The organism is Nonomuraea sp. NPDC049758, from assembly GCF_040674635.1.
Classification (GTDB): domain Bacteria; phylum Actinomycetota; class Actinomycetes; order Streptosporangiales; family Streptosporangiaceae; genus Nonomuraea.
In genome coordinates, this window is sequence record NZ_JBFAMZ010000024.1 from 92,493 (window position 1) to 115,907 (window position 23,415).

Here is a 23,415-nt window from a genome sequence, read left to right on the forward strand (position 1 = left end):
CTAACTTAGCCTGGCTAATATTCCGGGCGAAGAAAAGGCGGCGTCCCAGCCCCCGGGGACGCCGCCTGCCTCAGGGCTACGGGCGTTCGGTCTCCAGCCGGACGGTGTCCTCCACCGTCACCTGCTTCCTGGCGCCGATCGCCGGGTCCAGCGGCCGCAGGTACGTCTGCCGCACCCCCGGCACCCGGTCCTCCACCACGAACGTCGCCCGCGTGTACGCCTGCGCCCCAGGCTCGCGCACCTGCGGCACGACCTTGAAGTCGGCCGTGAGCAGGTCGCGCTCGATCTTCGTCAGCACGTATCCGCGCTGGTTGTTGTAGAACTTCAGATGCGGGTTGATCGTCAGGTACGGATGCGTCGCCGGGTCGGAGTCCGCGCCGTCGCCGCCCGTGGTGATGGAGGTGGCCACGAGTTCCGAGCCCACGGTGGGGCCGGTCGGGTCGTCGTAGTCGAGCTTGAGGTCGCTGGCCCAGTGGGCGTGCACGTCGCCGGTCAGCACCACCGGGTTGCGCACCTCGGCGTCCACCCAGCCCTGGGTGATGCGCCGGCGGGAGGCGACGTAGCCGTCCCAGGCGTCCATCGAGGTGATCTTGGCGGGGCCGGCGTTGTTGTCGCGCTGGGCGAAGAACACCTGCTGGCCCAGGATGTCCCACTGGGCGCGCGAGCGGTGGAAGCCGTCGATCAGCCACTGCTCCTGGGCCGCGCCGGTGATCGAGCGCGCCGGGTCCACGGCGGCCGGGCAGTCGCGGTAGCCGTCGCCGCAGCCCTGGTCGTCGCGGTACTGGCGGGTGTCCATCATGTGGAAGGTGGCCATCCTGCCCCACCGGATCCGCCGGTAGAGCTGCATGTCGATGCCGCGCGGGATCGACGTGCGGCGCAGCGGCATGTTCTCGTAGTAGGCGCGGAAGGCGGCGGCGCGGCGGGCCAGGAAGTCCGGCTGGGGCACCTGCGGCTTCTCCGGCACCTCGTCGGCCCAGTTGTTGTCCAGCTCGTGGTCGTCCCAGACGACCAGCCAGGGCGCGGCGGCGTGCGCGGCCTGCAGGTCGGGGTCGGCCTTGTACTGGGCGTGCCGCTGGCGGTAGCCGGCCAGGGTCTCGGTCTCGGGGCCCTCGTGGTCGCGGACGTTGCCGCCCGGGATGGTGTAGGTGTCCTTGGTGTATTCGTACTGGTAGTCGCCCAGGTGCAGGATCAGGTCCGGGTGCTCCTCGGCCAGCCTGCGGTAGGAGGTGAACCAGCCGTGCTCGTACTGGGCGCAGGAGACGAAGGCCATCGACAGCGCGCCGCCGTAGGACAGCGGGTGCGGGGCCGTGCGCGCCCGTCCCATGGGCGAGACGTACGGGCCGACGCGGAAGCGGTACCAGTAGTCCCGGTCCGAGCTCAGCCGGTCGACCTCGACGTGCACGCTGTGCCCCCACTCCGGCACGGCGACCGCCACCCCCGACCGGACGACGCGGCGCCCGCGCTCGTCGGCGTAGACCTGCCACTGCACCGGGAACGGGCGCTGCGGCATGCCGCCGAAGCCGTCCTCGGCCAGCGGGTTCTGCGCCAGCCTGGTCCACAGCACGAACCCCTCGTGATCGGGGTCGCCGCAGGCCACGCCGAGCGTGAAGGGATCGGTCGACAACCCGCGCGAGGCCAGTGCCTGCGCGGTCTGTACGGCGGGGTCCGGCTCGGCGCTCGCCGCCGTGGCGGGGATCGCCGCGGCGGCGCCCGCCGCCAGGCCGGTGACCAGGAAGTGCCGTCGGTTCAGCTGGGACACGGTGCGCTCCTCGGGACGATCAAGGGTGAGGGACGCCCGTAGCCTGACCGAGTCGCATGACAGGCCGGTGAACCGCGGACAACACGAAAGAGGCGACATCCTTCGCGAATGCCGCCTCTTACGAAGCTTTTCATCGTCACATGACGATCATGGACCTACGGCGGGCCGCCGGCCTGCGGCGACGCGCCGGTTCACCAGCCGCGCTCGGCCAGCCGGTGCGGCTGCGGGATCTCGTCGACGTTGATGCCGACCATGGCCTCGCCGAGACCGCGCGAGACCTTGGCGACGACGTCGGCGTCGTCGTAGAACGTGGTGGCCTTGACGATGGCCGCGGCGCGCTTGGCCGGGTCGCCCGACTTGAAGATGCCCGAGCCGACGAACACGCCCTCGGCGCCGAGCTGCATCATCATGGCGGCGTCGGCCGGGGTGGCGATGCCGCCCGCGGTGAACAGCACGACCGGCAGCTTGCCGTTCCTGGCGACCTCGGCGACCAGCTCGTAGGGGGCCTGCAGTTCCTTGGCGGCCACGTAGAGCTCGTCCTCGGCCAGCGTGGTGAGGCGCCTGATCTCGGCGCGGATGGTGCGCATGTGGGTGACGGCGTTGGAGACGTCGCCGGTGCCGGCCTCGCCCTTGGAGCGGATCATGGCCGCGCCCTCGGTGATGCGGCGCAGGGCCTCGCCCAGGTTGGTGGCGCCACAGACGAAGGGCACGGTGAACTGCCACTTGTCGATGTGGTTGGCGTAGTCGGCCGGGGTGAGCACCTCGGACTCGTCGACGTAGTCGACGCCGAGCGACTGCAGGACCTTGGCCTCGACGAAGTGGCCGATGCGGGCCTTGGCCATGACGGGGATCGACACGGCGGCGATGATGCCGTCGATCATGTCGGGGTCGCTCATCCTGGACACGCCGCCCTGGGCGCGGATGTCGGCGGGCACACGCTCAAGGGCCATGACGGCGACGGCGCCGGCATCCTCAGCGATCTTGGCCTGCTCGGGGGTGACGACGTCCATGATGACGCCACCCTTGAGCATCTCGGCCATGCCGCGCTTGACGCGGGCCGTTCCGGTGACGGGGGTGCTTTCAGGCGTGCTGGACACGGTCTTCCTCACGGGCTCTCAGGGCGGACGGTAAGTTATCAAACCCATCGTAGGTCCTGATGGACCCCTCCCCCGACATGCCACGATGTCAGGATTTGCCGCTCAAGTTATACAGAACGGCCATCAAGGGGTGACGGGCTTGCGGCTGGCGAGCGCGATCCAGACCTGGCCGGGGGCGAAGTTCATCGGCTCGCCGCTCTCAGTGGTGAACGTCGTACCGGTCTCCTCCGATTCCCGTTCCCAGTTGGCCGCGTAGGCTTTGCCGTCGCGCAGCACGACGGCCTTGCCCTTGCCGGTGGTGTGCACGAGCGGGGTGTAGCTCTGGTGGAAGTCGTGGAACTGCGAGCGCTCGGTCTTGGTGTACTGCACGACGATCGTGGGCGCGCCGAGCTGGCCGCCCTCGGCCGCCATGTCCTTCTTGCCGTCCTGCCAGATCAGCCACTGCTTCTTGGCCTCCGACCAGGCGAAGGTGAAGCGCGCCGCGGGCCACCTGACGGTGTACGACTTCTTGTCCACGCCGCCCTCGGCGGGCGCGTCGCCGAAGGTGAAGCCGATGTCCTTGGCCTCGGTGGCCTTGGGGGCGCCCGACAGCAGCTTCTTGGTGTTGGCGAACAGGTTGTAGGGGGCGTAGCGGCCCGGCTGGCGGAAGTAGGCGCCGGGGTTGCGGGTGTCGCCGACGTCGTACAGCGGGGCCTTGGCGATGAACGGCAACATCTTGGTCTGCGCGCCGGAGTAGGCGAACGCCGGCTTGCCGAACTGCGGGACGATGTGCAGGTCGGAGATGCGGGCGCTGCGCACCGGGCCCACCTTGGCCGGGATCTTCGAGGAGAAGATCGCCATCAGCCGGGTCAGGCCGGCCTCGACCTGCTCGACGTAGACGACGTCCGCGCTCTTGAGCCCGAGCTGGGGCTTGCCCGCGGCGGTGTTCTCGATCTTCACCGCGAGCACCGGCTTGAGCTCCTCGAAGGGCTGCCCGGTGAACGGGTGCCCCTCGGCCTGCTCGGTGGGCTCCTCGGAGGGGGCGGCGGTGGCCGCCTGCGGCGCCTTGCCCGGCGCGGGAGGCTCGTCGGACGAGCAGGCCGCGACGGGCCCCAGCACGGCCGCCCCTGCCAGAGTCACCGAGATCATCCGGGATAGCCGCACCTTGCAACAACTCCTCGCCTTTGCCCAGAAATCGGGAGAAGCTTACCGGCCTCTCCACATTTGGTCATTCAGGCGACATAGTTGCGGGCGGATTGTCATCAATCTCGAAGAATTCCGGGAACTCGGTGTGACCGGCCAATCGCAGCGTCCTGGCCAGCCAGCGCCGCTGCGCCGTACGGGTCACCCCGACCGCGTTGTTGTAGAACCGGCGCGAATAGACGACCTTGGCCACCGCGGCGTCGAGCTCCTCCAGCAGGTCGCCACCGCCGGGCGCCTCGGCCAGCTTCTCCCTGAAACGCTCCTGGTCGGCCGCGGCCCGCAGAGCCCGCGACAGGTCGCTCTCGGCGTGCTCGCGCTCCTCGGGCCCGGCGATCCTGGCCTCGTGGGCGGCGGCGGCCAGCACCAGCGAGGTCGCGGGGTCGAGCAGGCGCGAGCCGGCCAGTTCGAGCACCACGGCCCGGCGCCGCATGAGCGCGGCGTCCAGCGCCTCGCGGGCCAGTTCGAGCCGGATGTGCAGGCGGTCGAGCCGGCCCGCGCGCCAGGAGACGTAGACGGCCGTGAGCACGACGACGATGCCCACGATCAGCACGATCATGGTGGATGTCACAGCGGTTCCCTACAGGAGCTCTCGGCAGGCGGTCACAGGTCTTCCTCCACCCGGCCCGCGCCGCTGGTGGTCACCGTCTCATAGACGCGCACCACGTCGCGGGCGACCGTGGACCAGTCGTACTTCCTGACCGCCACCAGCGCCTCGGCGGCCAGTTTGGCGCGCCGCTCGGGCGCGTCGAGCAGTGCGGCGGCCTCGCGGGCGAGCGAGGCGGCGTCGCCGTTGGCGAACAGCGCGCCGGCCTGCCCCTCGCCCAGCACCTTGCGGAAGGCCGGGATGTCGCTGGCCAGCACCGTCGCCCCCGAGGCCATGGCCTCGGCCAGCACGATGCCGAAGCTCTCGCCCCGGGTGTTGGGGGCGCAGAACACGTCGACCGAGTGGTAGGCACGGATCTTGTCGGCCTCGCTCACCATGCCGAGCACGGTGACCCGCTCGTGGAAGGGCTTGGGCACCTTGTCGTAGACGTCTTTGGCGTCACCTGGCCCGGCGATGAGCAGCTTCAGGCCGGGACGCTCGGCGGCCAGGGCGTTGAAGGCGTCGAGCAGGATCGGCAGGCCCTTGCGCTCTTCGTCCATGCGGCCGAGGAAGCCGATCGTGGCGCCGTCGGGGCCCCAGCCGGGCAGCGGCTCGGCCTCGGTGTAGCGGGCCACGGTCACCCCGTTGGGGATCAGCACGGTGTCGCCGCCGAACTGCTCGACCAGGCTCTTGCGCGCCGCGTCGGAGACCGCGATGCGGCCGCTCAGCTTCTCCAGTGCGCTGCGCAGCAGCGGTTCGGCCACGGCGATGGCGCGCGAGCGGGTGAAGGAGGCGTGGAAGGTCGCCACGATCGGCCCCTTGGCCGCCCAGCAGGCCAGCACGCCGAGGCTGGGGATCAGCGGCTCGTGGATGTGCAGCACGTCGAAGTCGCCCGTACGCACCCAGCGCCGCACCCGCGCGGCCGACAGGAACCCGAACGACATCCGGGCCACCGACCCGTTGTAAGGCACCGGCACCGCCCGGCCGGCGCCCGTCACGTACGGGGGCAGCTCGTCGTCGTCGGCGGCGGGCGCGATGACCGAGACCTCGTGCCCCTGCGCCATCAGCGCCTGGGCCAGGTCGTCGATGTGCTGCTTGACCCCGCCCGGCATGTCCCAGGAGTAGGGGCAGACGATGCCGACCTTCATTTCGGCAGGTCCTCCAGCCAGAGCCGCTGCAACATGTGCCAGTCCTCCGGGTGCTCGGCGATGCCCTTCTCGAAGACGTCCGTCATGGCCTGGGCGACGGCCGCCACCTTCTCCTGCCGGGTGCCCTCGGCGGGCACCGGGATCTCCTCGTGGATGTGGATGCCCCAGTCGTCGCCCACGAAGTAGACGGTGGCCGGCAGCAGCGCGGCGCCGGTCTGGACGGCCAGCAGCGGCGGCCCGGCCGGCACCTTGGTGGTGGCGCCGAAGAAGCGCACCTCGATGCCGCTCTTCGTCAGGTCGCGCTCGGCGGGCAGGCAGACCACGCCGCCCTTGCGCACGCGGCCGGCGAGGGTGCCGAAGTTGTGGCCGTCGCCGCCGGTGAGCGGCAGCACCTCCATGCCGAGCCCCTCGCGGAAGGCGACGTAGCGGCGGAACAGCGACTCGGGCTTCAGCCGCTCGGCGACCGTGGTGAACGGGTGGCCGACGCCGACCAGCCAGGCGCCCGCCGCGTCCCAGTTGCCCATGTGCGGCAGGGCCAGCACCACGCCCCGGCCCGTGGCCAGGGTGTCGTGGATGTGCTCGGCCCCGATGACGTGGGTGCGCCGGACGATCTCCGGCCGCGGGATCGAGGGCAGGCGGAAGACCTCGTGGAAGTAGCGGAAGTAGGAGCGCATGCCGGCCCTGCTCAGCTCGCGCAGCTCCGCGCTGCCGGCGTCGATGCCGGTGACCCTGGCCAGGTTGGACTCCAGGCGGCGCACGGACTTGCCGCGCTTGCGCCACACCCGGTCGGCCAGGAGGCGGAAGACCGCCGCCGTGGGCCGCTGGGGCAGCAGCGGGACCAGCTTCCAGCCCGCTGCGAAGCCCGCCGCCACGATGCGGTCGCCGATGGAGGTCTTCTCGCTCATCGCTCCCTCGTCTGCCGGTGGACGTGCACGACCCGCTGCACGACGGTGATGGTGGAGGCCGCCGCCAGCAGCCACATCCCGAGCGGCAGCACGTACGGCACCCCGACCCCCGAGAAGAAGGTCGCGACGAGGGCCACGACCAGCCGCTCGGGACGTTCGGCCAGCCCCACGTCCGCCGTGAGCCCGAGGCCCTCGGCCCTGGCCTTGGCGTAGGAGACCAGCGACCCGGCGACGAGGCAGGCCAGCGTCACGCCGGCCATCAGCGTGTCGCCCCCGGCGACGAAGTACAGGATCAGGCCGGCGAAGATGGCGGCGTCGGCCACCCGGTCGAGCGTGGAGTCGAGGAAGGCGCCCCAGACGGTGCCCCCCTTGCCGCCCAGCCGGGCCACGACGCCGTCGAGCAGGTCGAACAGCACGAAGACGGTGATGAGCAGCGCCCCCCAGGCCAGCCGGCCCAGCGGGAACAGGAGCAGGGCCGAGATCACCGTGCCGAGGGTGCCGATCGCCGTGACGGCGTTCGGGCCGATCCCGCGGCCGACGAGAGCCCTGCCCAGCGGGGTGAGTATCCGGGTCATGGCCGGTCGCAGGAGTTTGAGCATCGCGGTCCGATCGTAGGCCATCACGTGAGCGGCCACTTTCTTTGCCCCGCACCCCTTGTGATATTCGCCACAGGGGTATTTGGTGAACACACCGCGTCCATGCGGTTCCTGACACCCTCCGCGCGGGCGCGGCGTTGGATGCACCGACGACGTGGGAGGCGAAGTGGCGGAAAGGAACTCCGGCGGGGCCATGGGAGCCGCGGGCAGGGCACCCACGGCCGACAGGGCGGATGCGATACGCAACGTCGTGCTGGTCGGCCACTCGGGAGCGGGCAAGACCACCCTGGTCGAGCAGCTGCTCGCGGCGACGGGCACCGTCCAGCGGCCGGGCCGGGTGGAGGACGGCAACACGGTCACCGACTTCGACGAGGTCGAGGTGCGCCAGCAGCGGTCGGTCAACCTGGCGCTGGCGCCGCTCGTGCACAACGGCATCAAGATCAACCTGCTCGACACCCCGGGTTACGCCGACTTCGTCGGCGACCTGCGCGCCGGGCTGCGCGCCGCCGACGCCGCCCTGTTCGTCGTGTCGGCCTCCGAGGGGATCGACGGGCTCACGCAGATGCTCTGGGAGGAGTGCGCCCAGGTCGCCATGCCCAGGGCGGTGGTGATCACCAAGATCGACCACCAGCGCGCCGACTTCGACGAGGTGCTGGCCACCTGCCAGGACGTCTTCGGCGACGGCGTCGCGCCGCTCTACCTGCCGGTGATCACCAACGGGCACGTCAACGGCCTGATCGGCCTGCTGTCGCAGAAGTTCTACAACTACGCCACCGGCGCGCGCACCGAGAAGGAGCCGGGCGCCGAGTACGAGGCGCAGATCGACGAGCGGCGCGGCGAGCTGATCGAGGGCATCATCCAGGAGAGCGAGGACGAGTCGCTCATGGACCGCTACCTGGCGGGCGAGCCCATCGACACCAAGGTCCTGGTGGACGACCTGGAGAAGGCGGTCGCCCGCGGCAGCTTCTTCCCGGTGCTGTGCAGCGGGCTCGGCGACGGCCACGCGGTGGGTATGACGGAGCTGCTGGAGCTGGTGACCCAGGGCTTCCCCTCGCCGCTGGAACACCCGATGCCCGAGATCACCGACCTGTCCGGCAAGCCGGTCGGCGGCATCGCGTGCGACCCCGACGGCCCGCTCGTGGCCGAGGTCGTCAAGACCACCAGCGACCCGTACGTGGGCCGCATCAGCCTCGTCCGCGTCTTCTCCGGCACGCTGCGCCCCGACATGACCGTGCACGTCTCCGGCCACGGCCTGGCCGACCGCGGGCACGAGGACCACGACGTCGACGAGCGCATCGGCACGCTGACCAGCCCGCTGGGCAAGACCCAGCGCCCGGCGGCCAAGGGCTCGGCCGGGGACATCGTGGCCGTGGCCAAGCTGTCGCGGGCCGAGACCGGCGACACGTTGTCGGAGGTCGACCGTCCGCTGCTGATGACGTCCTGGCAGATGCCCGATCCGCTGCTGCCGGTGGCGATCAGGGCGAAGTCGAAGGCCGACGAGGACAAACTGGCCCAGGCGCTCGGCCGGCTGGTGGCCGAGGACCCGACGCTGCGCCTGGAGAACAACGCCGAGACCCGGCAGCTCGTGCTGTGGTGCATGGGCGAGGCGCACACCGACGTGCTGCTCGACCGCCTGGCCAACCGGCACGGCGTCGAGGTCGAGCGGATCGAGCTGCGGGTGCCGCTGCGCGAGACGTTCGGCGGCCGGTGCCAGGCGATGGGCCGCAACGTCAAGCAGACCGGCGGCCACGGCCAGTACGCGATCTGCCATCTGGAGGTCGAGCCCCTGCCCTCGGGCGGCGGGTTCGAGTTCGTGGACAAGATCGTCGGCGGGGTGGTGCCCCGGCAGTTCATCCCGTCGGTGGAGAAGGGCGTGCGGGCCCAGATGGAGCGCGGCGTGGTGGCCGGCTACCCCATGGTGGACGTGCGCGTCACGCTCTACGACGGCAAGGCCCACTCGGTCGACTCCTCCGACATGGCCTTCCAGATCGCGGGCCAGCTCGCGCTGAAGGAGGCGGCCTCGAAGGTCCCGACCCTGCTGCTGGAGCCGGTGGACGAGCTGTCGGTGCTGGTGGCCGACGACCACGTGGGCTCGGTGATGTCCGACCTGTCCTCGCGGCGCGGGCGCGTGCTCGGCACCGAGCCGGTGGGCACCGGGCGCACGCTGGTCAAGGCCGAGGTGCCCGAGCTGGAGATCACCCGCTACGCCATCGACCTGCGTTCGATGTCGCACGGCACCGGGACGTTCACGCGCACGTTCCTGCGCTACGAGCCGCTGCCGCCGAACCTGGCGAGCAAGGTGGCGGCCACCGAGTGATGGGTACGGAGCGGCGCTGAGCCGGGAGGGCGAGGCATGTCCCTCCCGGCCCGCACGTTTGATCACCACATCTACCGTTTCGTAACAGAAGCATCACGACTGCATTTCTTTTTTCAGGTCCGATCACGCGGGAGCAGCTGCCAGACTGGTTTGCACTATGCGAACTGGACGCCCACTCCTAGCCGCTGCAGCCCTCGCGGTCGTGACCACCAGCGCCGCCTACGTGTTCGGCCCCGGCGCGACCGAGAGCCCCGCAGCGACCAAGAAGACGACGACCACCGCCCCCGCCACCGCCGAGGCGACGGCGGCCTGCAAGCCCGACCCCCGCTACCCCAAGCGGCAGCTGCGCGGGGTGTGGATCGCGACGGTCAAGAACATCGACTGGCCCTCGCGCGCCGGCCTCGGCCAGGCCCGCCAGAAGGCCGAGTACGTCAAGATCCTCGACAGCGCGGTCAAGCGCAATCTCAACGCCGTCTTCGTCCAGGTCCGGCCCGCCTCCGACGCGCTCTACCGCTCCTCGCTGGAGCCCTGGTCGCAGTACCTGACGGGCACCGCGGGCAAGGACCCGGGCTGGGACCCGCTCCCGTTCCTCATCGACGAGGCCCACAAGCGCAACCTGGAGTTCCACGCCTGGTTCAACCCCTACCGCGCGGCCGAGACCGCCGACCTGTCCAAGCTCCCGGCGAACCACCCGGCCCGCCAGCACCGCGACTGGACGGTCAAGTACGGCGGCGGCCTCTACTACAACCCCGGCCTGCCGCAGGTGCGCGAGCACGTCACGAAGGTCATCACCGACGTGGTCAGCCGCTACGACGTCGACGGCGTGCACTTCGACGACTACTTCTACCCCTATCCGGGCGGCGGCGGCACGTTCGACGACAAGGCGGCCTTCGCCAAGTACGGCAAGGGCCGGAAGCTGGCCGACTGGCGCCGCCACAACGTGAACAAGCTGGTGGCCAAGGTCGACGCGGCCGTCCACGACACGAAGAACCACGTGAAGTTCGGCATCAGCCCGTTCGGCATCTGGCGCAACAAGTCCAACGACCCCGACGGGTCGGCCACGGCCGGCATGTCCGCCTACGACTCGATCTACGCCGACGCCCGCTCCTGGATCGAGGACGGCACGGTCGACTACGTCGCCCCGCAGCTCTACTGGCCGCGCGGCTTCAAGGCGGCCGACTACAAGACGCTGACGGCCTGGTGGGCGGGCGCGGTCAAGGGCACCGACGTCCAGCTCTACATCGGCCAGGCGCTCTACCAGGTCGGCACCAGGACCAACGCCGCCTGGGCCAACCCGGGCGAGCTGTCGGCGCACCTGACGGTGAACCGGCGCTACGAGCAGGTCGACGGCGACATCTACTTCAGCGCCAAGCAGCTCCTGACCAACCCGCTCGGCGCGATCGACCGGGTGGCCAAGGAGCACTACAGCCGTCCGGCGCTGCTGCCGATCATGGAGGACCGCGGCGGCGAGGCCCCCGGCAAGCCGGCCGGCGTCAAGGCGAGCGGCTCCACCGTGTCCTGGACGCCGTCCGAGGGGGCGCGGGCCTACGCGGTGTACCGGGTGCCGGAGTCGGGCAAGGACTGCCACACCGCCGACGCCCGCAACCTGGCGGCCGTGGTGACGACGACGTCGTACCCGGCCAAGCCGGGCACGTACCTGATCACCTCGCTCGACCGGCAGCACCACGAGAGCAAGCCGGTGAAGGTCAAGGTGGGCTGAGCCGAGGCCCGTCCCGTTCGTCCGTCGACGCCACGCCGGTGATCCGGCGTGGCGTCGTCGTGTTCCGGGCGGGGAGCTCAGCGGCCGGTCTGCTCCCAGGCGCGGGCCAGGGCGGCGACCGCCTGGTCGAGGAGGGCGGGCGGCAGGGCGAAGCTGAGGCGCAGGCGGTCGCGGTGGCGGCCGTCCGGGGAGAACAGCGAGCCGGGGGCGACGGCCACGCCCTGCTCGCGGGCGACGGCGGCGAACCGGTCGGTGTCGGCGCCCGGCAGCCGGGCCCACACCGACAGGCCGCCCTGCGGGCGTGACCAGGTCCACGACGGCAGGCGCGCGGACAGCGCGGCGGTGAAGTGGTCGCGGCGGCGGGCCAGCTCGGCCAGCCAGGCCGGGACGGGGTCGCCGTCGAGCAGGTCGGCGGCCAGCCGCTGGGAGACGGCGCTGGTGGCCAGGTCGGCGTCGAGCTTGGCCTCCAGCAGCCGGGCCAGCAGCGGCTCGGGGGCGGTGAGCCAGCCCACCCGCAGGCCGCCCCACAACACCTTCGACAACGAGCCCACCGTCACCGTGCCGTGCGGATGGGCCAGGGCCAGCGGCTCCGGAGGCGTCCGGCCGTCGAACACCACGGGCGCGAGGGTCCGGTCCTCCACCAGCGGGACGTCCGCCGCCGCGGCCAGCTCGGCCACGTGCCGCAGGTCGGCCACGCGGCCGGTCGGGTTGTCCACCGGCAGCGCGTACACGGCGGCCGGGCGGTGGCGGGCCAGCGCGTCGCGCACGGCGTCCGGGTCGGCGAGGTCCACGGGGACGGCGTGGGCCCCGGCGCGCCGGAACACGCTGAGCGCGCCTCCGTAGGCCGGGTCGCCGACCAGCACGCGGTCGCCGGGCCGCAGCAGCACCCGGGCCGCCAGGTCGATGCCCTGCTGGGCGCCCGAGGTCACCAGGATCTCGCGGTGCGGCCCGGCGTCCAGGGCGGCCAGCACGGCGCGCAGCCGCGAGTCGCCCATGGCGTCGTAGCCGTGGCCGCTCGGCGCGCGCATCAGGGCGGCGGCGTCCAGCGGGGGCACCGCCAGGTGCGAGGGGTCGGGGACGACCGAGGTCGACAGGTCGGCCAGCACCGCGCCGCCCTGCAGCAGGCCGCCGAACGTCGGGACGCCCAGCACGTAGGTGCCGCTGCCGTGCCGGCGTTCGCACAGGCCCTCATCGCACAGGGCGTTGAAGGCGGCGGCGACCGTCCCGCGGCTGAGCCCGACCGCCTGGGCCAGGTCGCGCTCGGAGGGCAGGCGGGTGCCCGGGGCGATGGCGCCGGTCTGGGCCAGGTCGGTCAGCGCGCCCGCGAGCCGCCGGCTGGCCGTGCCCTCGTGGAGCCGGAGCCGGTCGCGGACCAGGGTGACAAGGTTCTCTTCTCTTCCCACGCCACTATTATCCGGTTACTGTGCCACTTATCAATGAATTGGCCTACATCTTGTGATTGTTGGCGGCCATTTACGGAGAGGAGCGGCACGATGCGCGAGGCCGAGCACATCTGGATGGACGGCGAGCTGGTGCCCTGGGGCGAGGCCCGGGTGCACGTCCTGACGCACGCCCTGCACTACGGCACCGCCGTGCTGGAGGGCACCAGGGCCTTCGACACGCCGGACGGCCCGGCGGTGTTCCGGCTGGAGGAGCATCTGCGGCGGCTGGCGCGCAGCGCGCGGATCATCGGGATGCCGTTGCCGTACACCTTGGAGGAGCTGCGGGCGGCCACGCTGGCCACGGTCGCGGCCAACGGCCAGTCCTCGTGCTACATCCGTCACCTGGCCCACCGCGGCTACGGCGAGATGGGCGTGGCGGCGCGCGGCTGCCCGACGGTGGTCTCGATCGCGTCCTGGGAGTGGGGCGCGCTGCTGGAGGCGGGCGTGCGGCTGATGACCAGCTCGTGGCAGCGCAACGACCACCGGGTGACGCCGACCGCGGCCAAGGCCACCGGCCCCTACCTGAACTCGGTGATGGCCAAGTCCGAGGCCATGCAGGCGGGCTTCGACGAGGCGGTGCTGCTGAACGCGGCCGGCAACGTCAGCGAGTGCACCGGCGCCAACGTCTTCGTGGTGCGCGACGGCGTGCTGACCACACCTCCGTCGCACGCCGGCGCGCTGGAGGGCATCACGCAGGACACCGTCGCGCGGCTGGCCGCCGACCTGGGGCTGACGGTCACCAGGGAGGATCTGCTGCGCACCGACCTGTACACGGCCGACGAGATCTTCGTCTGCGGCACGGCGGCCGGGATCGTGCACGTCAGCGCGGTCGACCACTGCGAGTTCGGCGGCCCCGGACCGGTCACCGGCAAGCTGGCCGACGCCTACGAGGCCGCCGTGCACGGGCGCGACGACCGCTACCGCCACTGGCTCACCCCCGTGCGCGGCTGACGGACCGCGCCCACCGCCGCCCGTGAGAAGGTAGGGGAATCGGTGGCGCCGGATCGCGACGTGCTCTAGCGTGCCACGGACGTCATCGATCGCGGGAGGTCGTCGGGGTGAGGCGCGCGCTCGTGGTGCTGGCCGTTCTGGCCGGTTCCGTACTGCTCGGCCTGCAGGGCACGGCCACGGCCGGCGGCTCGGCTCCCGGCGCGGGCAGGGTGGCGCTCATCGGCGTCCCCGGCCTCAGCTGGGACGACCTCGACCAGGCCGACGCCCCCAACCTGTGGGAGCTGACGCGCGGCAGCGCGATCGGCTCGCTGTCGGTGCGCACGGTCAGCAACATCACCTGCCCCTATGACGGCTGGCTCACGGTGTCGGCCGGCACCAGGTCGGCCGCCGGTTACGCGTGCGGCGCGCCTCCTGCCCCCGAGACCCGGGGCGCGGGCGCGGTCATCCCCGACTACCGCTACCTCATCGACGTCGCCGGGCAGCGCAACGCCGGCACGCTGGGCGAGGCGCTGAAGGCCGCGGGCAGGTGCTCGATCGCGATCGGTCCCGGCGCCGCGCTCGCGCTGGCCGACCGGCAGGGCGCGGTGCAGCGCTACCACGCCTCCCCGCTCCAGGTCCGCACGGCCGACCTGGAGCAGTGCCCGCTGATCGCCATGGACGTCGACGACCTCGTCCACCCCTACCTGGCCGGCGGCAAGCTGCCCAAGGTGCCCGAGCAGCTCGGCCCGAAGGAGCGCCGCGACGCGCTGCGCCTGGCCGACGCCAAGGCCGGCGCGCTGCTGTCGATCCTGCCGCCCGGCACGACCGTGCTGCTCGCGGGCCTGTCCGACCACGGTTCCGTGCCGCACCTGCGGGTGGCCGCGCTGCGTGAGCCGGGGGCGCAGGGGCGGTTGCTGGGCGCGGCCTCCACCCGCCGCGCCGACATCTCGATCCTGCCCGACCTGACCGCGACCGTGCTGGCCCGGCTCGGCGTGCCTGCGCCGGCCACGGTCGTCGGGGTGCCGCTGCAGCTCGGCGACGCCGGTGCGACGATCGACCGGCTGCGCCGGGCCGACGCCACCGCGCAGGCCATCCGGTCGGTCAAGGGCGTCTACTTCACCGTCGTGGCGGTGTTGCAGGTGCTGTTCTACGTGGTCGCGTTCCTGCTGCTGCGGCGGCGAAAGGGCCTGTCGCCGGTGCGCCTGGCCGCGGTCGCGCTGGCCGCCCTGCCGGTCTCCAGCTACCTGGTCAACCTGCTGCCCTGGTCGACCCTGCCGCAACTGGTCGCCGGGGTGCTGGGGTGGGTCGTCGTGGTCACCGCGCTGGCCTTCGGCGGGCCCTGGCGGCGTCGTCCGCTCGGCCCGCTCGCCGTGGTGGCCGGCATCACCGCGCTCACGCTCGCCGGCGACCTGCTGACGGGCACGACGTTGCAGCTCAACAGCGTCATGGGCTACAGCGCCGAGGTCGGGGCCCGCTACTACGGCCTGGGCAACATCCCGTTCGCGCTGCTGGCCACCGGCACGCTGCTGGCCACCACCGTGATCGCCCACCGCTGGCCGGGGCGGCCCGGGGTGGCCGCGATCGTGGTGCTCGGGGCGTTCGCGATGGTGCTGGGCGGCTCGGGCATGGGCAGCGACTTCGGCGGCGTGATCGCGTTCGTGCCGGGCATCGCGGTGACCGCGCTGCTGGTGGCCGGCAAGCGGGTGTCGATCGTGAAGCTGGGGGCGTTCTGCGTGGCCGGGGCGGTGATCGTGATGACGTTCGCCGTGCTCAACTACCTGCGTCCGCCCGACGAGCAGACGCACCTGGGCAGGTTCGTGGGCCAGGTGCTCAGCGGCGAGGCGTTCGAGGTGATCTTCCGTAAGCTCCAGGCCATGCTGGCCACGCTGCTCAGCCCCAACCTCATGCCCATCGTGATCGCGGCCGTGGCCTTCCTCGTCTACGCGATCCTGCGGCCCGAGCAGGCCAGCGCGGGCGTGGTGCCCGCGGCGTTCCGCCACTCCCCCGCCCTGCGGGCCGGTCTGATCGGCACGCTGGTCAGCGGGGTGATCGGGATGCTGGTCAACGACTCGGGCGCCGCGGTGTTGTCGATGGCTCTGGCGCTGGCCGTGCCGCTGCTGCTCGCGGCGGGCATCGGCGCCCTCGGCCGCGAACAGCCGGCCGAGGCTCCCGCCCCCGCCCACCTGGCCCACGCCGGCGACTGACGCCTCGGGCGGCGAGCCCGGGATCAACCCCGCCGACCGGCGCCTCAGGCCGACGCGGCTACCGGTGACGCTAGTCCTCCCAGGCGTCGGCGAGCAGTTGCCGGGTGTCGTGCAGGAGCTGGGGCAGCACCTTCGTCTGGGCCACGACCGGCATGAAGTTCGTGTCGCCGCCCCACCTCGGCACGACGTGCTGGTGCAGGTGGGCGGCGATGCCGGCGCCCGCGACCTGGCCCAGGTTCATGCCCACGTTGAAGCCCTGCGCGCCGCTGGCCCTGCGCAGCGCGCGCAGCGACCGCTGGGTGAACTCGCCCAGCTCGGCGACCTCGGCCTGGGTCAGCTCGTCGTAGCCGGACACGTGCCGGAAGGGCACGACCATCAGGTGGCCGGAGTTGTACGGGTAGAGGTTGAGGACGGCGTAGACGACCTCTCCCCTGGCCACGATCAGGCCGTCCTCGTCGCTCATCCGGGGGATCTCGTCGAACGGGCAGCCGTCGCCCGGCCCGGTGCCCGTCGGCTTGTTCTCGCCCTTGATGTAGGCCATGCGATGCGGGGTCCACAGCCGCTGGAAGTTGTCGGGCGCCCCGGCTCCTGCCTGATCGTGCATACCAAGCAGCATAGGACCCCGCGCCGAGAAGCCGCTCTTCCGGCATGATCCTCCGCCCTCCGCGACGGGCCTAAGGTGAGGGCATGGCACAGCGACTCGAACCCATGCCCGCCGACTGGCAGCGCGCCCTGGCCGTCGTGGCCCACCCCGACGACCTGGAGTACGGCTGCGCCTCCGCCGTCGCCACCTGGACCGACGCCGGGCGCGAGGTCTCCTACCTGATCGCCACCCGCGGCGAGGCGGGCATCGACACACTCGACCCCGCCGCGTGCGGGCCGGTGCGCGAGCGCGAGGAGCGGGCCAGCGCCGCCGTGGTCGGGGTCACCACCGTGGAGTTCCTCGACCACGCCGACGGGGTCGTCGAGTACGGGCCGGCGCTCAGGAGGGACATCGCCGCCGCCATCCGCAGGCACCGCCCGGAGCTGGTGATCACCCTCAACCCCGACGACACGTGGGGCGGCACGTACTGGAACACGCCCGACCACCGGGCGGTGGGCCGGGCCGTGCTGGACGCCGCCGGAGACGCCGGAAATCGCTGGATATTTCCTGACACCGACGCCGCACCCTGGAACGGCGTGCGCTGGGTCGCCGTCGCCGGCTCCAACTCCCCCACCCACGCCGTGGACGTCACCGACGGGCTGGAGCGGGGCGTGCGGTCGCTGCTGGAGCACCGCGCCTACATCGAGGCCCTGACCGACCAGGCCCCGGAGGTCTACGCCCGCGAGCTGATCGAGGGCTCCGCGCGGGAGGCCGCCGAACGCTTCGACGGCCGCCCGGCGGTCGCCTTCCGCCTGTTCCTCCGCTGACACCCGGCCGGCACCGACACCCGGCCGGGGCCTGGGCCGCCCGGAGAACGACTCAGGCCCGCAGGGCCGAAAAGACCGGTCCCGGCCGCGCCGGGACCGGCGGGTCAGACCTGGACGCGGCGTTCCACGGCGTTGACGATCTCGGCGATGGCCTCCTCGACGGGCACGCCGTTCTTCTGCTCGCCGTTGCGGTAACGGAAGGACACCGCGCCGTTGGCGATGTCGTCGTCACCGGCCAGCAGCATGTACGGGACCTTCGCCTTCTGGGCGTTGCGGATCTTCTTCTGCATGCGGTCGTCGGCCGCGTCGACCTCGACCCTGATGCCCCGCTCGCGCAGCCGCTTGGCGACGTCCTGGAGGTAGGGCACGTGGGCGTCGGCGATCGGGATGCCGACCACCTGCACCGGCGCCAGCCACGCGGGGAACGCCCCGGCGTAGTGCTCGACCAGGACGCCGAAGAAACGCTCGACCGAGCCGAACAGCGCCCGGTGGATCATGACCGGCTGCTGCCGGGAGCCGTCGGCCGCCTGGTACTGCAGGTCGAACAGCTCGGGCAGGTTGAAGTCGAGCTGGATGGTGGACATCTGCCAGGTGCGGCCGATGGCGTCGCGCACCTGGACGGAGATCTTCGGCCCGTAGAAGGCCGCGCCGCCCGGGTCCATCACCAGGTGGAGGTTCTCGGCCTCGGCCACCTCGCGCAGCGTGGTGGTGGCCTCCTCCCACACCTCGTCGGAGCCGACGAACTTCTCCGGGTCCTTGGTGGACAGTTCGAGGTAGAAGTCCTCCAGGCCGTAGTCGCGCAGCAGTTCGAGGACGAAGCGCAGCAGCGAGGTCAGCTCGTCGCGCATCTGCTCGCGGCTGCAGTAGATGTGGGCGTCGTCCTGGGTCAGGCCGCGCACCCGGGTCAGGCCGTGGACCACGCCGGACTTCTCGTAGCGGTAGACCGTGCCGAACTCGAACAGCCGCAGCGGCAGCTCGCGGTAGGACCGCCCGCGCGCCCTGAAGATCAGGTTGTGCATCGGGCAGTTCATCGGCTTGAGGTAGTAGCGGGCGCCCTCCAGCTCCATGGGCGGGAACATCCCGTCCTTGTACCAGTCGAGGTGGCCCGAGACCTGGTAGAGGTTCTCCTTGGTGATGTGCGGGGTGTTGACGAACTCGTAGCCGGCCTCCTCGTGCCTGCGCCGCGAGTAGTCCTCCATCACCTTGCGGATCACGCCGCCCTTGGGGTGGAAGACCGCCAGGCCCGAGCCCAGCTCGTCGGGGAAGGAGAACAGGTCGAGCTCGGCGCCGAGCCTGCGGTGGTCGCGCCGCTCGGCCTCCTCCAGCATCTTCAGGTATTCGTCCTGCTTGTCGCGGGACTCCCAGGCGGTGCCGTAGATGCGCTGGAGCTGCGGGTTCTTCTCGCTGCCGCGCCAGTAGGCGCCGCCGGAGCGCATGAGCTTGAACGCCGGGATCGACCGGGTGGAGGGCACGTGCGGCCCCCGGCACAGGTCCTTCCAGCACAGCTCGCCGCTCTTGGCGTCGAGGTTGTCGTAGATCGTGAGCTGCCCGGCCCCGACCTCGACGCTCTCCTCGTCGGCCGCGCCGCCCTTGAGCCCGATCAGCTCCAGCTTGTACGGCTCGCCGGCCAGCTCCTCCCGCGCCTCGTCGTCGCTGACGGCCCGGCGGGAGAACAGCTGCCCCTGCTTGACGATCTCCCGCATGCGCTTCTCGACGCGCTTGAGGTCGTCGGGGTTGAACGCCTGCTTGACGTCGAAGTCGTAGTAGAAGCCGTTCTCCACGGGCGGGCCGATGCCCAGCTTGGCCTCGGGGAACAGCTCCTGCACCGCCTGCGCCATGACGTGCGCGGTGGAGTGGCGGACGATGGCCCGGCCGTCTTCGCTGGAGACCTCGATCGGCTCGACCACGTCGTCCTGGGCCAGCGGGTGGGCAAGGTCGCGCGGCTCGCCGTTGACCCGGGCCGCGATGACGGTGCGGCCGTCGGCCTCCAGCGCCTCACCGGCCGTCGTGCCGGCCGCGACCACACGCTCGGCTCCGGCGAGGGTGATGCGTAGCTCGGCTGACACGGTGTCTCCCTTGGATCGCGCTCGATGCCCGGCACCGAGGCTGGTTCGATGGTGAACACCGATGCTATCGCGGGTGAAACCCCAGCCTTGTCAGGTCCTGGCGGGTGCCATGGAAGATGTTCCGGTCGAGCGGACTGCTGGCATATTGGTGGATTGTCCAGTCGCGCCACGGCGGCGGCACGAGAGGTTCGCCGCGCGGCCTCTCCGGGGAGGCGATCCACAGCGGGTAGTCGGCCAGGCCGGCGCAGTTCCCCGAGCGGGCGAACCAGTGGAAGGTGTAGATGAAGGGCCGCAGGCCGGCGTGCCGCTCGACATGGTGGCACCAGCGGCGCGCGTACCTGGCGACCTGCTCGGGGCGCTGCCCGTCGCCGGTCTCCAGGTCGAGCGCCACCAGGTCGCCCCTGCGCAGGCCGCCCGCCGACCTCAGCACCGCCAGGAAGTGCCGGGCGTGCTCGATCGGGTCGCCCTTGGGCCGGGCGAAGTGGTACGCCCCGCACACCAGCCAGCTCTCGCGCATTCCTGACCAGTTGCGGGCGAACCACCGGTCGGTCCAGTCGCCGCCCTCGGTGGCCTTGGCGAAGGCGAAGGAGACCCCGGCCTCGGCGTGACCGGCCCAGTCGACGGAGCCCTGCCAGTTCGACACGTCTATGCCATGCAGCAAGCGCTTCACCTTGCCGGAGTTTATTGAGATGTCCCCCTATGAACCCTTCGACGCGCCGATGAGCAGCTCACGGGTGCGTTCCCGCTCGGCGAAGGTCGCGCCGACGAAGTCGGTCACCCCGGCCTGGCGCAGCCGTTCGAGCTGGGCGAGCACGGACTCCTCGTCGCCGACCACCGCGACGTTCCCGGGTCCGGCGGCGCCCTCGCGGTCGAGCATGGCCCGGTAGGAGGGCAGCGTGCCGTAGACGGCGAAGATCTCGTTGGCGCGCTCGACGGCGGCGGCGGGGTCGTCGGTGACGCAGACGGGCAGCGCGCAGACGATCCGCGGCGCCGGGCGGCCCGCCTCCGCGGCGGCGGCGGTGATGGTCGGGGCGACGTGCTCGGCCACCGTCTTCGGGCCGGTCATCCACAGCACCGTGCCGTCGGCGACCGTGCCGGCCAGCTTCAGCATGCGCGGGCCGAGGGCGGCGATGAGCACCGGGAAGCCCGCGCCCGGCGTGGTGAGCCGCACGTCGGCCCTGATCGTCTCGCCCGCCGCCTTGACCTGCTCGCCCCGGCTGGCCGGGAGCAGCACGTCGAGGTACTCCTTCATGTGGCGGTAGGGGCGCTCGAAGCTCAGGCCGAACATGTGCTCGATGACGACCTGGTGCGACAGGCCGATGCCGAGCGCCAGCCGGCCGCCGAGCGCGGCGTTGGCCGTCATCGCCTGCTGGGCCAGGGCCGCCGGGTGCCGCGGGTAGGTGGGCACGACGGAGGTGCCGAGCTCGATGCCGGGCACCTGGGAGCCGGCCACGGCCAGCGCGGTGAGGGCGTCGAGGCCGAAGATGTGGGACAGCCAGGCGGAGGCGAAGCCGTCCTCGGCCGCCTGGGCGATGTCGTCGCGGAGCGCGCCGAGCGGGTCGGGCCCTTGCCGTTCATTCAGGAAATATCCGAAACGCATGGAAACAGAACTCCATTCTGGAGGCAGACGCGCCTGTATCTTCCCACGCCGCCGGGCGCGCTCACCCGTACGAAGGGGGCGAATTTGTAAAGTGGCCTCATGACGCACGATCGCGCAGGACAGCCCGCCCAGCCCGCCGACCTGGTCGACGTCGCCCGGCTGGTGACCTCCTACTACGCCCTGCACCCCGACCCCGCCGAGGTGGCGCAGCGGGTGGCGTTCGGCACGTCGGGCCACCGCGGGTCCTCGCTGCGGACGGCCTTCAACGAGGACCACATCCTGGCCACCAGCCAGGCCATCTGCGAATACCGCGCCTCCCAGGGCACCGACGGGCCGCTGTTCCTGGGCATCGACACGCACGCGCTGTCCGAGCCCGCCCGTGTGTCGGCGCTGGAGGTGTTCGCGGCCAACGGGGTCGAGGTGCTGGTCGACTCCCGCGACGGCTACACGCCGACCCCCGCCGTCTCGCACGCCGTCCTGCGGCACAACCGGGGCCGCACGTCCGGGCTCGCCGACGGCGTGGTGGTGACGCCGTCGCACAACCCGCCCTCCGACGGCGGCTTCAAGTACAACCCCCCGCACGGCGGGCCCGCCGACACCGACGCCACCTCCTGGATCCAGGACCGCGCCAACCAGCTGCTGGCCGACGGCATGAAGGGCGTGTCCAGGATCTCCTACGCCAAGGCCCTCGACGCGGCCGGCCGCTACGACTTCCTCGGCGCGTACGTCGACGACCTGCCGTCCGTGGTGGACCTCGACGCGATCAGGTCGGCCGGGGTGCGCATCGGGGCCGACCCGCTGGGCGGGGCGAGCGTGGCCTACTGGGGCGAGATCGCCGAGCGCCACCGTCTCGACCTGACCGTGGTCAACCCGCTGGTCGACCCCACCTGGCGGTTCATGACGCTCGACTGGGACGGCAAGATCCGCATGGACTGCTCGTCGCCGTACGCGATGGCGTCGCTGATTGCCCAGCGCGACAGGTACGACATCGCCACCGGCAACGACGCCGACGCCGACCGCCACGGCATCGTCACCCCCGACGGCCTGATGAACCCCAACCACTACCTGGCCGTCGCCATCTCCTACCTGTACGCCCACCGCGAAGGCTGGCCCGCCGCGGCGGGCGTCGGCAAGACGATGGTGAGCAGCGGCGTCATCGACCGGGTCGCCGCCTCGCTCGACCGGCGCCTTTACGAGGTGCCGGTCGGTTTCAAGTGGTTCGTCCCCGGGCTGCTCGACGGCTCGCTCGGGTTCGGCGGCGAGGAGAGCGCCGGGGCCTCGTTCCTGCGGCGCGACGGCTCCCCCTGGTCCACCGACAAGGACGGCCTCATCCTCGCCCTGCTGGCCTCGGAGATCCTGGCGGTGACCGGCGAGTCGCCGAGCGCGCACTACCGCCGCCTGACCGAGCGGTTCGGCGAGCCCGCCTACGCCCGGATCGACGCGCCCGCCACCCGCGAGGAGAAGGCGGTGCTGGCCAAGCTGTCGGCCGACCAGGTGACGGCGTCGTCGCTGGCCGGCGAGCCGATCACGGCGGTGCAGACGGCGGCCCCCGGCAACGGCGCGGCGCTCGGCGGCGTGAAGGTCTCGACCGAGAACGCCTGGTTCGCCGCCCGCCCGTCCGGCACCGAGGACGTCTACAAGATCTACGCCGAGTCCTTCAAGGGCCCCGACCACCTGGCCAAGGTGCAGGAGGAGGCCCGTTCGCTGGTCTCGGCCGCGCTGACCTGAGCGACTGAGCGGCGGGGCGGCTCAGCGGGGCAGTTCGCGGGCGGTGGCGGTGGGCATGCCGGTGCGTCCGAGGTCGGCGTGCCGGCCCGCCAGCACGCCCGCGCGGTAGCCCGTGCCGCTGGTCGTCGGGACGGACATGCGGATGCGCGGATAGCGGGCGGCCACCGCCATGTCGACCTCGGCCCGGCGGTCGGCCAGCACCAGAGCGGTGCCGGCCCCGGCGGCCTCGGCCTCGGTCGCGGCGCGCGACTCGGCCTCGCGCAGCAGCCGGTACACCTCGTCGGTGAACCCCAGCAGCCACGAGCGCCGGTAGGCCCGCGCGGCGGCGAGCTCGCCCGGCGGCCGTACGCGGGCCAGGCCGGAGGCCATCTGCAGCAGCAGCGACGTGGCCAGCACGTCGGCGCGTTCAAGGTCGGCGGCGAAGCCGAACACGTGCACCCGCTGGCCGCCGTCGCCGCGGCCGATCAGCAGCGGGCGGCAGCGGACGGCCTGGGCCACCAGGCTGACCAGGCGGGCCTTCTCCCTGGCCCACGGGGCGGGCAGGGTGACGATCCGGTCGCCGGGGGTCTGGCGGGTGCCGGGCGGCGGGAGGGTGTCGATGCCGTACTTGGCCATCAGGGCGGAGGCGGCCGCCAGGAAGGTGGCCCGCTCGTGCTCGTTGTCCGTGCGTTCGGCCTTGGCCAGGAGTTTCCTGACGCGTTCGAGCGTGCGCTCCCGCAACCGAGCTC

19 protein-coding genes are annotated in these 23,415 nt (G+C 71.9%); 6 read left to right on the forward strand and 13 right to left on the reverse strand.

Features of this window, described 5'->3' with window-relative positions; all coding sequences use genetic code 11:
• Window positions 1–76: 76 nt before the first annotated feature.
• The 7 genes from AB0J46_RS43050 to pgsA all read right to left on the reverse strand — a co-directional run bounded on the left by AB0J46_RS43050 (window position 77) and on the right by pgsA (window position 7,273).
• Window positions 77–1,759 (reverse strand): alkaline phosphatase D family protein, encoded by a 1,683-nt coding sequence (locus tag AB0J46_RS43050; RefSeq protein WP_364340904.1) that lies wholly within the window; start codon window positions 1,757–1,759, stop codon window positions 77–79.
• 191 nt (window positions 1,760–1,950) lie between these two features.
• Window positions 1,951–2,856, reverse strand: a complete 906-nt coding sequence (gene pdxS / locus AB0J46_RS43055; RefSeq protein WP_364340906.1) for a pyridoxal 5'-phosphate synthase lyase subunit PdxS — start codon at window positions 2,854–2,856, stop codon at window positions 1,951–1,953.
• Window positions 2,857–2,979: 123 nt separating this feature from the next.
• The gene (locus AB0J46_RS43060) at window positions 2,980–3,984 is read right to left on the reverse strand and encodes a DUF3048 domain-containing protein (protein ID WP_364340908.1); all 1,005 of its coding nucleotides are present in this window, start codon (window positions 3,982–3,984) and stop codon (window positions 2,980–2,982) included.
• A gap of 79 nt (window positions 3,985–4,063) precedes the next feature.
• Window positions 4,064–4,606, reverse strand: coding sequence for a hypothetical protein (locus AB0J46_RS43065; RefSeq protein ID WP_364340910.1), 543 nt, complete (start codon window positions 4,604–4,606; stop codon window positions 4,064–4,066).
• A gap of 32 nt (window positions 4,607–4,638) precedes the next feature.
• Window positions 4,639–5,769: a glycosyltransferase family 4 protein gene (locus AB0J46_RS43070; RefSeq protein ID WP_352361402.1), complete on the reverse strand. Its 1,131-nt coding sequence runs from the start codon at window positions 5,767–5,769 to the stop codon at window positions 4,639–4,641.
• The gene (locus tag AB0J46_RS43075; protein ID WP_364340912.1) at window positions 5,766–6,674 is read right to left on the reverse strand and encodes a phosphatidylinositol mannoside acyltransferase; all 909 of its coding nucleotides are present in this window, start codon (window positions 6,672–6,674) and stop codon (window positions 5,766–5,768) included. Before AB0J46_RS43075 ends, AB0J46_RS43070 begins: the two co-directional genes overlap by 4 nt.
• Complete coding sequence (pgsA, locus tag AB0J46_RS43080; protein ID WP_364340914.1) at window positions 6,671–7,273, reverse strand: phosphatidylinositol phosphate synthase; 603 nt, start codon at window positions 7,271–7,273, stop codon at window positions 6,671–6,673. The genes AB0J46_RS43075 and pgsA overlap by 4 nt, the downstream gene beginning before the upstream one ends.
• Before the next feature lie 163 nt (window positions 7,274–7,436).
• Here pgsA and AB0J46_RS43085 point away from each other — a divergent pair, with 163 nt between their 5' ends.
• Both AB0J46_RS43085 and AB0J46_RS43090 read left to right on the forward strand, forming a co-directional pair.
• Entirely contained in the window at window positions 7,437–9,587 is a 2,151-nt protein-coding gene (locus AB0J46_RS43085) for an elongation factor G-like protein EF-G2 (protein ID WP_358285725.1), read from the forward strand.
• Between the two features lie 202 nt (window positions 9,588–9,789).
• Window positions 9,790–11,307: a family 10 glycosylhydrolase gene (locus AB0J46_RS43090; RefSeq protein WP_364340916.1), complete on the forward strand. Its 1,518-nt coding sequence runs from the start codon at window positions 9,790–9,792 to the stop codon at window positions 11,305–11,307.
• Between the two features lie 77 nt (window positions 11,308–11,384).
• Here AB0J46_RS43090 and AB0J46_RS43095 read toward each other — a convergent pair whose 3' ends face one another.
• A complete protein-coding gene (locus AB0J46_RS43095; RefSeq protein ID WP_364340918.1) occupies window positions 11,385–12,710 on the reverse strand; it encodes a PLP-dependent aminotransferase family protein in 1,326 nt (441 codons plus the stop codon).
• A gap of 90 nt (window positions 12,711–12,800) precedes the next feature.
• On the opposite strand from AB0J46_RS43095, the gene AB0J46_RS43100 reads away from it, so the two are divergent.
• Window positions 12,801–13,700, forward strand: a complete 900-nt coding sequence (locus tag AB0J46_RS43100) for a branched-chain amino acid transaminase (RefSeq protein ID WP_364340920.1) — start codon at window positions 12,801–12,803, stop codon at window positions 13,698–13,700.
• A 107-nt stretch (window positions 13,701–13,807) separates the two neighbouring features.
• Entirely contained in the window at window positions 13,808–15,883 is a 2,076-nt protein-coding gene (locus AB0J46_RS43105; protein WP_364340922.1) for a hypothetical protein, read from the forward strand.
• A gap of 70 nt (window positions 15,884–15,953) precedes the next feature.
• Here AB0J46_RS43105 and AB0J46_RS43110 read toward each other — a convergent pair whose 3' ends face one another.
• Window positions 15,954–16,487, reverse strand: a complete 534-nt coding sequence (locus AB0J46_RS43110; protein WP_364340923.1) for an HIT domain-containing protein — start codon at window positions 16,485–16,487, stop codon at window positions 15,954–15,956.
• Between the two features lie 83 nt (window positions 16,488–16,570).
• Here AB0J46_RS43110 and AB0J46_RS43115 point away from each other — a divergent pair, with 83 nt between their 5' ends.
• Window positions 16,571–17,293 carry a PIG-L deacetylase family protein gene (locus AB0J46_RS43115; protein WP_364340925.1) on the forward strand — a complete coding sequence of 241 codons (723 nt, stop codon included), beginning with the start codon at window positions 16,571–16,573 and terminating at the stop codon, window positions 17,291–17,293.
• A gap of 104 nt (window positions 17,294–17,397) precedes the next feature.
• Here AB0J46_RS43115 and thrS read toward each other — a convergent pair whose 3' ends face one another.
• The 3 genes from thrS to AB0J46_RS43130 all read right to left on the reverse strand — a co-directional run bounded on the left by thrS (window position 17,398) and on the right by AB0J46_RS43130 (window position 20,959).
• Window positions 17,398–19,359, reverse strand: coding sequence for a threonine--tRNA ligase (gene thrS, locus AB0J46_RS43120; RefSeq protein ID WP_364340927.1), 1,962 nt, complete (start codon window positions 19,357–19,359; stop codon window positions 17,398–17,400).
• Between the two features lie 64 nt (window positions 19,360–19,423).
• Window positions 19,424–20,020, reverse strand: a complete 597-nt coding sequence (locus tag AB0J46_RS43125) for a glycoside hydrolase family 25 protein (protein WP_352361380.1) — start codon at window positions 20,018–20,020, stop codon at window positions 19,424–19,426.
• A gap of 36 nt (window positions 20,021–20,056) precedes the next feature.
• Window positions 20,057–20,959 carry an LLM class F420-dependent oxidoreductase gene (locus AB0J46_RS43130; protein ID WP_364340929.1) on the reverse strand — a complete coding sequence of 301 codons (903 nt, stop codon included), beginning with the start codon at window positions 20,957–20,959 and terminating at the stop codon, window positions 20,057–20,059.
• A 99-nt stretch (window positions 20,960–21,058) separates the two neighbouring features.
• On the opposite strand from AB0J46_RS43130, the gene pgm reads away from it, so the two are divergent.
• Window positions 21,059–22,687, forward strand: coding sequence for a phosphoglucomutase (alpha-D-glucose-1,6-bisphosphate-dependent) (pgm, locus tag AB0J46_RS43135; RefSeq protein WP_364340931.1), 1,629 nt, complete (start codon window positions 21,059–21,061; stop codon window positions 22,685–22,687).
• 21 nt (window positions 22,688–22,708) lie between these two features.
• On the opposite strand, the gene AB0J46_RS43140 is transcribed toward pgm, so the two are convergent.
• Complete coding sequence (locus AB0J46_RS43140; protein ID WP_364340933.1) at window positions 22,709–23,407, reverse strand: DUF2786 domain-containing protein; 699 nt, start codon at window positions 23,405–23,407, stop codon at window positions 22,709–22,711.
• Between the last annotated feature and the right edge of the window lie 8 nt (window positions 23,408–23,415).